The organism is Microlunatus elymi (assembly GCF_007362775.1).
In the GTDB taxonomy this organism is placed as follows: domain Bacteria; phylum Actinomycetota; class Actinomycetes; order Propionibacteriales; family Propionibacteriaceae; genus Microlunatus; species Microlunatus elymi.
This window is the reverse complement of record NZ_CP041692.1, coordinates 496683-509632: the sequence shown is the minus strand read 5'-3', so window position 1 is coordinate 509632 and position 12950 is coordinate 496683. Positions and strand designations below refer to the sequence as shown.

Annotated in this window: 6 protein-coding genes and 1 pseudogene; 1 reads left to right on the top strand and 6 read right to left on the bottom strand. The window is 63.6% G+C overall.

Going from position 1 to position 12950, the window contains the following annotated elements; genetic code table 11:
* Positions 1-25: 25 nt before the first annotated feature.
* From FOE78_RS02170 to FOE78_RS02145, 6 genes and pseudogenes are all read right to left on the bottom strand, one after another.
* A pseudogene (locus FOE78_RS02170) lies at positions 26-1277 on the bottom strand (IS256 family transposase).
* Between the two features lie 215 nt (positions 1278-1492).
* Entirely contained in the window at positions 1493-4660 is a 3168-nt protein-coding gene (locus tag FOE78_RS02165) for a type I restriction endonuclease subunit R (RefSeq protein ID WP_143984868.1), read from the bottom strand.
* Positions 4660-6411 carry an ATP-binding protein gene (locus tag FOE78_RS02160; RefSeq protein ID WP_143984867.1) on the bottom strand — a complete coding sequence of 584 codons (1752 nt, stop codon included), beginning with the start codon at positions 6409-6411 and terminating at the stop codon, positions 4660-4662. The genes FOE78_RS02165 and FOE78_RS02160 overlap by 1 nt, the downstream gene beginning before the upstream one ends.
* 64 nt (positions 6412-6475) lie before the next feature.
* Positions 6476-7603 carry a restriction endonuclease subunit S gene (locus FOE78_RS02155; RefSeq protein ID WP_143984866.1) on the bottom strand — a complete coding sequence of 376 codons (1128 nt, stop codon included), beginning with the start codon at positions 7601-7603 and terminating at the stop codon, positions 6476-6478.
* On the bottom strand, positions 7596-9227 hold the full coding sequence (locus tag FOE78_RS02150; RefSeq protein ID WP_228266006.1) for a class I SAM-dependent DNA methyltransferase: 1632 nt from the start codon (positions 9225-9227) through the stop codon (positions 7596-7598). Before FOE78_RS02150 ends, FOE78_RS02155 begins: the two co-directional genes overlap by 8 nt.
* Positions 9224-11137, bottom strand: a complete 1914-nt coding sequence (locus FOE78_RS02145) for a hypothetical protein (RefSeq protein WP_143984865.1) — start codon at positions 11135-11137, stop codon at positions 9224-9226. Before FOE78_RS02145 ends, FOE78_RS02150 begins: the two co-directional genes overlap by 4 nt.
* Positions 11138-11320: 183 nt before the next feature.
* Here FOE78_RS02145 and FOE78_RS02140 point away from each other — a divergent pair, with 183 nt between their 5' ends.
* Positions 11321-12739, top strand: a complete 1419-nt coding sequence (locus FOE78_RS02140) for a Fis family transcriptional regulator (protein WP_143984864.1) — start codon at positions 11321-11323, stop codon at positions 12737-12739.
* Positions 12740-12950 lie beyond the last annotated feature (211 nt).

Sequence of the window (12950 nt, the reverse complement as noted above, 5' to 3'; positions counted from 1 at the left end):
GGTTTTGATCCTTCGTTCTTTGGCTTCAGGCCGTGATGGCTAGTTCGTTGGTGTTCTCCTTGTCGTTGTTGTTGATCTTGGCGTCGCGGCTGCGGGCCAGCACGTCGAGGCCCAGGTAGCGGCGGCCTTCGGCCCATTCGTCGTGTTGCTCGGCCAGTACGGCGCCGACGAGTCGGATGATGGAGCCGCGGTCGGGGAAGATGCCGACGACGTCGGTGCGGCGGCGGATCTCGCGGTTGAGGCGTTCGTTGGGATTGTTGGACCAGATCTGTCGCCAGATCTCTTTTGGGGAAGCTGGTGAAGGCGAGGATGTCGGCTCTGGCGTCGTCGAGATGAGCGGCGACGGCGGGGAGTTTGTCGGTCAAGGCGTCGACGACCCGGTCGAACTGGGCATGGACGGCTTCACTGTCGGGTTGGTCATAGATCGAGTGCAGCAGGGTCTTGACCCACGGCCACGACGCTTTGGGTGTGACCGACATCAGGTTCGCGGCGTAGTGGGTGCGGCAGCGTTGCCAGGCCGTGCCGGGCAGAGTCGCGGCGATGGCGGCCACGAGTCCTTGGTGGGCATCGGAGGTGACGAGCCGGACGCCGGTCAGCCCACGAGCCACAAGATCCCTCCAGAAGGCCAGCCAGCCGGCCCCGTCCTCGGCCGAGGTGACTTGCAGGCCAAGGATTTCACGGTGGCCATCGCTGTTGACGCCGGTCGCCACGAGTGCATGGACGCCGACCACTCGGCCGCCTTCGCGGACCTTGATCACCAGCGCGTCAGCGGCGACGAACGTGTAAGGCCCGTCGAGCCGGCGGGTGCGGAACTGGCCGACTTGATCGTCAAGATCACGAGCCATCTCCGACACCTGCGACTTGGACAGCGAAGTGATACCGAGGCTGGCGACGAGCTTGTCCATCCGCCGAGTGGACACCCCGAGCAGGTAGCAAGTGGCCACCACGCTGGTGAGTGCTCGTTCGGCTCGTTTGCGGCGTTCCAGTAGCCATTCGGGGAAGTAGGAACCCTGCCGCAACTTCGGGATCGCGACATCGATCGTGCCAGTTCGCGTGTCGAAATCACGGTGCCGGTAACCGTTACGACGATTCGTGCGCTCGGGGCTGACGGCGCCGTACTCAGCGCCACACACCGCATCGGCCTCGGCCGACAGCAGGGTGTTGATGAAGGAGCCGAGCATCTGCCGTAGCAGATCGGGACTGGCCTGATCGAGCTGTTCCTCCAACAGCTGTGCGGGATCGACAGCGACATGGTTGATACTGGGATTGACGGTCATCGTGATGCTCCATTCGAGAGTGCTTTGGAAGGTTCACTCGAAGGATCACCCGGTGACCGTCATCTACACCGACGACACGCTCACCAGGGAGCCGTACACCACTCTGCCGGACGCAACTCTCGGGCGGGGTCTCTTCGGTTGTGTTGTTGATCTTGAGAGTTCGGGCGAATCGTCGATCGGCAAATCGATCGACTCGTCATGCCTGGATTTGTCGCTCAGGCGGCGTACAGCGGTGCGAGCACCTCCATCTGCTCGATCACCAGCTTGATCGCGGCCGGCTGCTTGTCCGGCGGGTACTTGTACTTCACCAGTAGGCGTTTGATCGACGAGCGCAGCTTGGCTCGTACGTCATCACGCACGGTCCAGTCGGTCTTGACGTCGCGGCGCATCACCTCGACCAGTTCGCGGGCGATCTGGGCGAGCACGTCCTTGCCCTGCAGCTGAACGGCCGATTCGTTGGTGTAGACGACGTCGTAGAACGCCAGCTCGTCGTGCGACAGCGGAGGCGCGAAATCCTTGCCCCGGTTGCTCTCCTGGGCAACCTCCTTGGCCAACTCGATCAGCTCCGCGATTACTTCGGCCGAGGTCAGCTGCTGATTGGTGTACTTGTTCATCAGCTCCTTGATCCGCTCCGAGAAGGCACGTTGCCGAACGATGTTGTTGCGGGTGACGCTTCCGGACTCACTGGTGAGCAGGTCACGAATCGCCTCGATCGCCAGATGCGGATTCTCCGCATGTTGCGCCTTGGCCGCAAAGTCCGGACCAAGATCAGAAAGCGATGGCTTGGGGATGCCAGCAGCCTGATAGATGTCGACGATCTCGCCGGTAGCCGCAGACGAAGCGACCAGGCCGGAGAGCATGCGCTGGATCTCTTCGGGTACGGGTTGCCCCGACGCCTGCCGTTCGGCGGCATCGAACTTGCCCATGAAGACCCTGACGTCCTCGTAGAACCGTACGGTCTGGCGCAGGTCTTCCATGGTCTGGCTGCCGGCTGCCAACGCCCACGCTCGCGCAAGTTGGCTGGCAAGTCGGCGAAAGCGATGCCCGACGGCTTCTTCTCCGTCGGCGACCTGGTTGCCCGGTGTTTCCGGCGAACGCAGGTAGTCGGCCAACCCGGTAGCGGTCTTGATCGAGCTCTTCGCGTCTCCCATCAGCCTGCTGCGCCAGTCGTATCCCGAGCACAGGTTGTCCAGTTCCTTGATCAACTCCCGCGCCGCGGCGACCGCTTCGTCGATGTCGCGACCAACCGGCTTCTCGGCTTGATCTGTTTCGGTGTATTCGGCGAGTGCGCGGTTGAGGTTCTCTGCCAGGGGTGCGTACGCGACCAGCAGGCCGTCCGGCTTGCCGCGGAAGGTGCGGTTGACCCGGGCCAGCGTCTGCATCAGCAGCGCGCCCTTCAAGGGCCGGTCCAGATACAGCGTATGCAGTGGCGGCGCGTCGAATCCGGTCAGCATCATGTCCTTGACAATCACGATCTGCAACGGATCCTCGGCGTCCTTCAACCGCTTCTGGATCACCTTCGTATCACTTTGTCGACGGACGTGTTTCATGATCAACTCAGGATCCTTCGTCGCGCCCGAATAGACGACTTTGATCACACCCTTGTCGATCGCGCCGTCGTGCCACTCCGGCCGGAGCTTGACGATCTCCTCGTACAGGTTGGCGCAGATCTCCCGCGTCGCCCCAACGATGAACGCCTTCCCCGGCGAGCCGATGAACGGACGCATCGCTGCCGACCGCTCGTCCCAGTGCCCGAGGATGTCTTTGGCCAGTTCGGCTAGTCGAACTGGCGCCCCGTAGACCGCGTTGATCACCGCAACGGCCTTCTCGATCCGGTCGCGTTCGACGTCGTCCAGGCCGAGCGTCGCCTCGTCAGCGGCCTCGTCCAGATCTTCCTCGGTGACACTGCCGGCGAGTTTGACGGTGATCAGTCGCGGCTCGAAGTGCACGGGTACGGTCGCCCCGTCCTGGACGGCGCGAGTGAGGTCGTAGGTGTCGATGACGTTGCCGAAAACCTCACGGGTGTTGCGATCGACGAACGAGATCGGTGTGCCGGTGAAAGCGATGAAGGCGGCGTTGGGCAGCGCGTCGCGGATGTGCCGGGCGAACCCGTCGAGATCGTCGTAGTGGCTCCGGTGCGCCTCGTCGACTACGACGATGATGTTGCGTCGGTCGCTCAGCAGCGCATGATCTTGTCCGGTGCTGCGTTCGACTTCGGTGAGCCCGAACTTCTGCAGGGTGGTGAAGTAGATGCCGCCGGTCATCCGTTGCGTCAGCTCATCCCGCAACTGCTTGCGCGAGTTGATCTTGACCGGTTCCTCCGACAGCAGGGTCGAACGCCGGAAGGTCTCGAAGAGTTGACTGTCCAACTCGTTGCGGTCGGTGACGACGACGATCGTGGGGTTCTTCAGTTTCCGTTGACGTGCGACGAGGTGGGCGTAAAGCTCCATCTCCATCGACTTGCCGGAGCCCTGGGTGTGCCAGACGACGCCGGCCTTACCGTTGCTCTCCACCGCGTCAACGGTGGATCCGACGGCCTTGGTGACGGCAAAGTACTGGTGTGGCTTGGCGATCCGCTTGCTCAGCTCACCACCGTCGGTGTCGAAGGCGACGAAGTTGCGTTGCAGCTGTAGGAATCGTTCCAGATTGCAGATGCCGTCGATCAAGTACTCGAGCTCAACACCAAGATCATCATCGGTGACCTCGGTGCCCGTGGTCAGGCGACGTCCGTCGTCGTCCACGTTCCACGGGGCGTAGTGATTGAGCGGAGTGAACGGGGTGCCGTATCGCGCGATAATTCCGTCGGTGATCACCGTCGCGACGCAGAACCGGAAGGCTAGCGGGAACTCTCGCAGGTACGTCTGCAGCTGACCGTACGCGGCATCGATGTCGGCCTGCTCGGAACCGGCCTTCTTCAGCTCCATGATCACGACCGGCAGGCCGTTCAGGTAGAGCACGATGTCGAAGCGTCGCTGGACTTCTGCGGATCGGATGGTGACCTGGTTGACTGCCAGGAATTCGTTGTCCTCAACGGAGTTGCTGACCAGACGGATCGTCGGCGTTTGCTCGATGCCGTCGTCATCGATGTAGCTCAACCCGCGATAGCCGTCGACCAGGATCTGATGCAGCCGGAAGTTCTCCGCCCGCGCGTCCTGTGACTTCGGCGCGATGACCTCGTCCAACGCCTGCTGGAGATAGGTCGCCGGAACCTGCGGGTTGAGCCGACGCATCACCGCCATGGTGCGTTCACGCATGATCAACTCGTCCCAGCTGGCGCGGCCGTTGTCGGCGCCCGGCGCGATCTTGATTCCGTCCAGATGTTCCCAGCCGTGCTCGGCCAGTCGATCAAGAGCGATCTGCTCCCACTGCGCTTCGCTGACCATCACTTCTCCTCGGGTTCGATCAGCCGGTATTCCTGTCGGCTGCTCCTCTTGGGATGGACCGATCTGACGCGGCCACGCTTCATCAACTCACCCAGGCGCCTGCTGGCCGTACTCTGCGAGATACCGAGTTGGTCCTGGATTGCCCGGCTGCTGGTGTGTCCGGCGCGGATCGCCTCGACGATGGCCGACAAGTCGGCCTCCACGCCAGGTGTCCCGCTGGAGGTCGGGGTCGACGGCGGCGATGGCATCGCGATGGGGAGGGCGTCCTCAGCCAGCCGGTAGCTGGCGTAGCGCCGTCCTCCGCTGCGCAACGCGATCCCACGCGCCACAAGCTCGCGGAGCGCTTCGCCGGCAGTGACACGGTCCACTCCCCACGCTTGCAGAGTTGCGTTGGTAGCGACACCGGAGTTGCGCATCATCGCCAACGCAAGGTGTTGCGCGTCGGTCAGCCCACTCTGACCAAGTGATCCGATCCAATCGACTGTTTCGGGCGACAGCAGCGCGTGTTGAGGAACGGTCACGGAGATGTGTCCCGGCTCGATGTGGAAGTCGGGCGGGCTCATACCGACGCGCCGCAGCTCCGCCATCACGCTGAGCAGCCCGGTTCCGCGGTTCTCGCACAGCGTCTCTCCACGCGATCCGGGAAGCTCAACGTCGGCCAGGATGGCTGCCAGGGTTTGGTTCCGGGACGTGGATTGATGGTCCTCGGAGCCGAGGTCGCCGATCGTAATGGGGCCGTACAACCCACCGGGGTTCTTGATCACGAGGCGATCCGGATACAACTCGATCTGAATCTGGGCGCCACGCGCATCGGGGCTGTAGTCGCGATGCATGATCGCGTTGACCACTAGCTCCCGGATGACGTCGAGCGGGTAGTCGTAACGGTCTTCACGACCGATCCCGCTGATGATTGCACCGACACGCATGTTGCGGATTGCCATGGCGATCACGTCAGCAACCACCGCAGGAATCGGTCCATCGATCGTCGCGTTGTCCAGGAACCGGCGACCCGCGGGGTCTGTCTCGCCCATCCGGGTCGTGGGCAGCACGACGAAGGAGACAAAGAGCTGCGGATAGAACTGCTGGGGATACTCGCCCAGGCAGAGCAACCCGGCCAACGTCGGATGCGGCTCTCCCTTCTCGTCAAGACTCGCCACCCCCAACCTGATCAGCAGGCGATCATCAGCGACCTGGCCGAGACGCGGCGAACGCCGGCGAACCCTGGCCAGGTACGTCCTGACAAGTTCTTGATCGAGGTCGTCCAAGGTCGCCCCAGGCACCGAGTCGCGGTCATGAGTCGGCTGGCTCCGGTTCGACAGCAATTGGGTGACTTCGTAGTGGGTCAACCGTCGATCACCGTCGCCGCCGCGGATGAATGAGCCGCCATAGGCACCCCGAGCGACGACAAAACATGGCTTCGCAACCGGATCAAGTTCCGGTACGTCGAGCCGCACGATCGGGTGGCCGTCGTGCTCCTCCAGGACGACGTCAGCCCGGCACGGCGGCTCAATCTTGTTGGCGCACGCGTCAGCGAGTGCATCCCGGGCAGCGAGTGGGTCGAATCCTTCGACCGGCGCGAAATCCTGGTGTTCGTCGATGCCGAGGATGAGAGTGCCGCCGGATCCGTTGGCGAACGCGCTGACAGTCTCGACCGCGTTCTTCGGTAGGCCGTGCGCGGCCGCCTTGATCTCAGCCCACGGCAGCTCGGAGCCGATGCGACGCAGTCGCTCGAGCAACACTGCCGTGTCCATCCTCACTCCCCCTCTACCGAACCATACCCAGACTTACCCACACTTATTCACGACTTACCCGAGCTTATTCTGTCGCTACCGGTTGGTCACCGTCCGTGGCGATAAAGTCACGCGCGTCGACCTGTTTCGACCCGACCCGGACCTTGCCGGACATCAGCAGCGGGAGTAGCTCGTCGCGGGTCCGGGCGAGAATCGTGTTCTCGTCCGTAGTTGCCCGGTGCATTGCCAGATGTGCTTGTGCGCGTCTCTCGATCGCGGTCGGGTCTCGTGGCACTGCGACCTCGAGGGACTTGAGATTGCCCATGCTCAACTTCGGTTGGACGGCACCAGTCACAAGATGAGCCACGTTCAGCCGACGAAGAAGAATGCTGAGCAACTCCGTCGAGATCCCATTTCCTGTCAGGACATGGGCGTGATTGTTCACCCAGCTTGGCCCCCAGATGTATTGGACGACCGGCTGCCCGCCATCGCGCATGACTGTGCCATCTTCACCAACCAGCGAGAGCGGCTCATTGAACAGGGCTTCGTCTACGGTGTCTAGCTGACCTGCAGCGCCGTAGTACGGAACCGTACCGTTGCGTGACTCGCGTTCACGTCCGGACAACGGCACACGGCGCCGGTTGTGAAACGTTGCGAGCTCGCCAAGCGGAACCGACCTCTGGCCCTTGGAGAGTTCCGCCTCAAGGAGCGCGGCCGACAGGTTCCCCAACACCCGAACAGTGCGGTCGTTGGCGGCGATCTTGTCGTCGAGGGCGCCCAGGACTTCGGCGATGGCGTGACGTGAGTCACACGTCGGAAGACGAAGTCGTATTGACTCCATTGCCGATTTGCTGAGCTTGGGCTGCGCACTTCCCGTCAGATAACCGGCAATGTCTGTCTGTGCCAGCGCGTACCGCAGCAATCTTGTATCGGCCGGGTTGCGTCCGGCTACCACATGCGCGTGGTTGTTGACCCACACCTTGCCATGAGTCTCGAATGCGATCGGGGCAGACCGTGACCGGAGATTCTCACCGTCCTCGGATATAAGGAGGAAGTCACCGTCGTGGGTGTGTCCAACTACCCAATCAACGATGCCGCTCGCCCCGTAGTACGGAGTCTCCCCTGAGGTCCGATCACTCGACTTGATCGGCCGCCGTGCGGAGTCAAAGTTGATTGTCAACTCACCAAGCGTGTATTCGATAAGTTCAGCCATCGACCCGCTCCAGCTGCTCGCGGACGACCTTCTCCAACCGCGCCGACTCGTCAAAGGCTTCCAATAACTCCTTGGTGAGCCTGTTGATCTTGGCGTCGATCGGTTCGCCGTCGTCCTCTGCTTCAGCCGCACCGACGTAGCGACCCGGAGTCAGCGCATAGCCGGCGTCCTTGATCTCTGTCAGCGTCGCCGACTTGCAGAAGCCGGGCACGTCCTCGTACTGCAGGTCTTTTGCTTCTGCAGAAGGGGATCCGCGCCAGGCGTGGAAGGTGTCGCCGATCTTGACGATCTCTTCCATGGTCAGCGCGCGCTCGGCCCGGTCGACCATGTAGCCCAGCTCGCGGGCGTCGATGAAGAGCATCTGGCCGGATCGATCGATGGACCCCTGCTTGCCCGCGGTCTTGTCCTTGGCGAAGAACCAAACGCAAACCGGGATTCCGGTGCTGCGGAAGAGCTGGGTCGGCAGCGCGACCATGCAGGAAACAAGATCAGCCTCGACAATGCGAGCGCGGATGTCGCCCTCACCGTTGGACTGCGACGACATCGAACCGTTCGCCATCACCACACCTGCGGTGCCGCCGGGTGCGAGCTTGGACAGGATGTGCTGGATCCACGCGTAGTTGGCGTTGTTGGCCGGCGGGACGCCGAAGGTCCAGCGCGGGTCCTCAACGCTCCTGGTCCAGTGTTTGATGTTGAACGGCGGATTCGCCATCACGAAGTCCATCTCGACATCGGCGTGCATGTCCCGGCCAAACGTGTCATTCCAGCGCGAGCCGAGCCCCTTGTTGTCGATGCCGTGGATGGCCAGGTTCATCTTGGCCATCCGCCAGGTCTCCTCGATCGACTCCTGGCCGTAGATCGCGATGTCCTTCGGGTCCCCGTCGTGTTCGCGGATGAACGCGTCGGTCTGCACGAACATGCCACCTGACCCACAGCACGGGTCGTAAACCCTTCCCTTGTTGGGTTCCAGCACTTCGACCAACACCCGGACCACGCTGCGCGGGGTGAAGAATTCGCCTCCCCGCTTACCTTCCGCGCGAGCGAAGTTGCCGAGGAAGTACTCGTAAACCTCGCCCATCAGATCGCGGGCCCGATGCTCGCCCTGCCGGCTGAACCGCGCGCTGTTGAACAGATCGATCAGCTCGCCGAGCCGGCGTTGATCGATGTTGTCCCGGTTGTACAGCCGCGGCAACGTGCCGCGCAGATTCTCATTCGCGTTCATGATCGCGTCCATCGCGCGGTCGACCAGCGAGCCGATGTTCTGTTCGATCTGTCCATCGGTGCCTGATGTTCCCTTGGCGTTTTCGGCCAGGAACGACCAGCGTGCCTCCGGCGGCACAACGAACACGCCGTAGCCCTGATACTCCTCCGGGTCGTCGATCAGGTCGGCGATTTGATCTTCGTCGTATTCGGACTGCAGCTCGGCCCGGATGGCCTCGCGCCGCTCCTCGTACGCGTCCGAGACGTACTTCAGGAACACCAGGCCGAGGATGACGTCCTTGTACTGGTTGGCCGACAGCGAGCCCCGGAGCCGGTCGGCCGCCTTCCACAACGTGTCCTTGAGCTCCTTCATCGTCGAAGGCGCCTGGGGCTCCTTCTTCTTCGTACGCGGTGGCATCGTCATCCTGCTTTCTGACTTGTCGTGGTGGGCTTGATCATGACGGACCCGGCGGCTGTTGCTTGGATCAGGCTCGCGGTGAGTTCGTGGAGGGTGTCGAGATGACGCTGGAGCTGTTCCGCCCGCGTGGCGGCTCCACGGAGTGCTTGATCGAGTGCGTCAGCCTCGGAGGAGCCAAGCTCGGGCACCATCCAGGTCTGCCATTCGGTGCCGGGCCGAGCCGTTTCGTTGATCAGGGCAGCCAAGGTGTCGGGCCCGATCGTGGCCGCGTCGGTGAGTCGAAGGATCCGATTCGGCGACGGCACCAGCGATCCGCCATCATGATCAACTCGCGCCAGCGGGCGAGGCTTTTCCAGGAAGACGACGTCGCCGGGTTCGGTCGATTTGATCTTGGGATACGCCCGCGCTACATCGAACGGATCCAGTCGGAGATCTTCGTAGCTGCCGTCGGCTGACAGTACACGGACCGTGCCTCGCGGATCGTGTCCATCCCTGGTCACCCGACTGCCGCGGATGAATTTGATCTTGCCGCCTGCTTGTAACTCGCGCAGCGTACGCTGGCGCGCTCGGATGGTGTTCGGCGACGGTTCGACCTCGACGTCGAAGCCCGGGATCGGCTCGCTGGTGACCAACGAAGCCGAACGGACCCGATCAAGATCGTCTTCCGGCCGACTCATCGCCCGGATCGCCTGCACTCCGGGCGGAACGACCGGTCCGCCCGCCAGAGCGGTCGCCAGCCGGGTCGCCCGGGTGTAGCGGAACGCCCGGCCCGGCACGTGGGACAGCGCGGCTGTGATGTCCGAGGCCAGATCGCCGTGATCAATGTCCACGCCGGCAAGATCGGCAACCTGCAACACGGGGTTGCTGTCTCTGGGAGGGGCCCCGAGAACCACCCACAGCCCAAGGCTCTGTCGGTGCGCCGCCTTGCGGAGTCCGCGCGGCAACCGCAGCGCCACTGCAAGTCCCGAGCCTCGCAGCGTCTGAGCTCGCAGCCTCTCCAGGTCGCCGACCATCGCCTCGCAGGTGACAGAGGAGCCGCCGACGATAACCGCCGCGTCATGGGGCCCCAGGCTCAGCACGCACTCGTCGATCCGTTGCAGGGATTCCCTCGGCTCCGTACCGATCACGGACAGCACGTGAAGCGTCGCCGCCGGGTGCTCGGCCAACTCGGCACCGTGGAGCACCGCGTACCTGCGATACCTCCGGCCCTGGTGATCATCGTCGACGACGACGCCGGCAAAGCCCTCGGTCAACTCACGGAGGGTGTGCTGATCAAGCTGCGGAGCGATGGCGCATGGACCCGGAGCCGTCGCCTCCAGCTCGATCCGTACGGCCGTGGCCACGGTCTGCAAGATCCGTACCAGCGCCGCGTCCACCTCCTTGCCAGCAACGAAGGACGCCGTGCCAATACGTCGGGCGAGTCGAGATGAGCCGAGCCGGTCCAACGCGTCTGACGGGCCGAACGAGACCTCGGTCAGCTGGTCGATGAACTCAAGCTCCTCGGACGAGGCGGTGCGGCCTCGGACCTCGGTCAGCAGGAGCAGATCATCGGGATCGGCCTCCTCGGCCAGCGCGATCAGGTCCTCGTGAGATCGGCCGGCGAGCTGCTGCTGGCTCAGAGCGTGCAGGCAGAGCAAGGTGATCAAGTGCTCCGGATCCGCGTCATCAGGAACGGCGAGCGCGCTCGCGTCGAGGTGTGTTTCGGTGTTGTTGCCGCGCCCCGTGGCCTGCAGCCAGCCGACCACCTGGTCACGGTCGAAGTGCTCGACGCCGCCGATGGTCGTGATGGCAGCGGGGAAGTCGAACTTCTGGCCCCGTACGGAGGGACGCCGTCGCCACATCGACACGACCGGCCGACGGACCTTCGCCAGCGTGGCGATGTCCTGCAGGGTCAGCGTTGCGATCTGTGAAGTCACGATCATCCTCCTCTCCGAGGTGCGTCCTTCAGAACGTTACGTCAAGCGCCGGTAGCTGTGTAGCGGCTCTAACTGATAATCCCCCTTATCAGAGATCTGCATCGACATCCGCACACTCAGGTCGCAGTGTTTGACGCAACTCCGCGTCGTCCGGCGCGGCGACATCCGCTCGAAGGAGGAGCCATGACGCAGAATGCACACTTCGACGACGAACTCCGCGCCGTCGTCATCGAACACCTCACCGTCTCCGATGAGGCGATCGCTCGCGAGGCCTGCCGCTGGACGACGGGCGTCCGCGACCGCATCGTCGAGGACAACGAGACACTGGCCGCGGCCGATCTGACCGCGTTCGCCGTCGAAGCGCTGAAGCTCGGCGCGTATGCACTCGCCGTGACCGGTCAGGCCACCGATGCCCGCGCGTTCGAGCAGCTGCTCAAGGAGGTCGAGGACAAGACCGTACGGGCCACCGACCGCGCAACCGAACTGACCGAGCGCGTGGTGAAGGATGCGAGCGAGGCCGTGACGAAGGCGACCGAGGCGTCGCGCAAGGCGTTCGCCGACGCCGAGGAGACTCAGCGCAAGGAGTTCACGCGGGCCGTGGACGTTGCCAAGAAGGAATTTGCCGCGGAGCTGCACAGGCTGATCGGCGGCGATCACCCGGAGCTCGCCAGTCAGCTGCAGGTGCTGCTCGAACGGTTCGGAACCGGGCTCAACGAAAGGACCCAGGACAGCACCAACAAGCTGATCGAGAAGGCGGCTCGTCAGTTCGATCCGTCCGATCCGACGTCTCCGATGGCCAAGCACATCGCCGCCATCACGAGCGAGCAGTCAAAGGTCGCCGAGCAGATGGACAAGAACCATCGCGCACTCGCAGAAAAGGTCGAGGCACTGGTGACCGCGCTCAAGGTGCAGGAGGCGCGTACGACGCTGGCCAGCGTCACGCCGATCAAGGGGAACAACTTTGAGGCCCAGATCCACGCGCTGATGCAGCAGATCGCGACCGGCCTCGGCGACGAGTACGCCGACACGACCAAGACCGTGGGGCTGGTGCCGCGGAGCAAGAAGGGCGACGGTGTGCTGAATGTCGACGGCGGATCCGCGCAGGTGGTGATCGAGGTCACCGACTCCGACCGCAAGGGGTGGGTCGGCTACTTCGATGAGGCCGAGCGCAATCGGGGTGCGCAGGCGGCACTGGGGATCGTACGGACCCGGGAGCAGAACTGCGATCAGAGCATTCGGATCCTCGGTCCGCGCCGGGTGGTGATGGCGTTCGATCCCGCCGAGGACGACGCCGAACTCCTGCGCACCGCAGTGATGCTGCTGCGCACGACGGCGATCGCGGCGTCGATCCGTACCGGCAGTGCGGAGATCGAGACCGCCGAGGAGAAGATCGCCGACGCGATCGAGGAGCTGGTCAAGATCGACACGGTGAAGAAGATCGCCGGCACCATCCAGAAGAACGCCGGCAAGATCGAAAGCGAGTGCACCAAGATCAACACCACAATTCACCGGCTGCTCGACGACGCCCTGACTGCTCTTGCCGGTGCGCCGCACTCGGAGGCTGCTGTCGCGGCCGTCGATGCCACCAAGGGCGTCGCATAAGACGCCTCCCGAGCGCGCGCTCTGTGCCAACCCGGAGCGTGCAGCCGATCGCCCGGCCCGTCGGGGGTACGCCGGGCGATCGGCCTACATCATGCACAATCGACAGCGCGCCGAACCGTCACCGGCGTACCCTCCAACTGAGGAAGCATGACCTCGCAGCAGATCGCGCGAATCGCGATCACCGCGGGTCACATGCTGGTCAGCGAAGCTG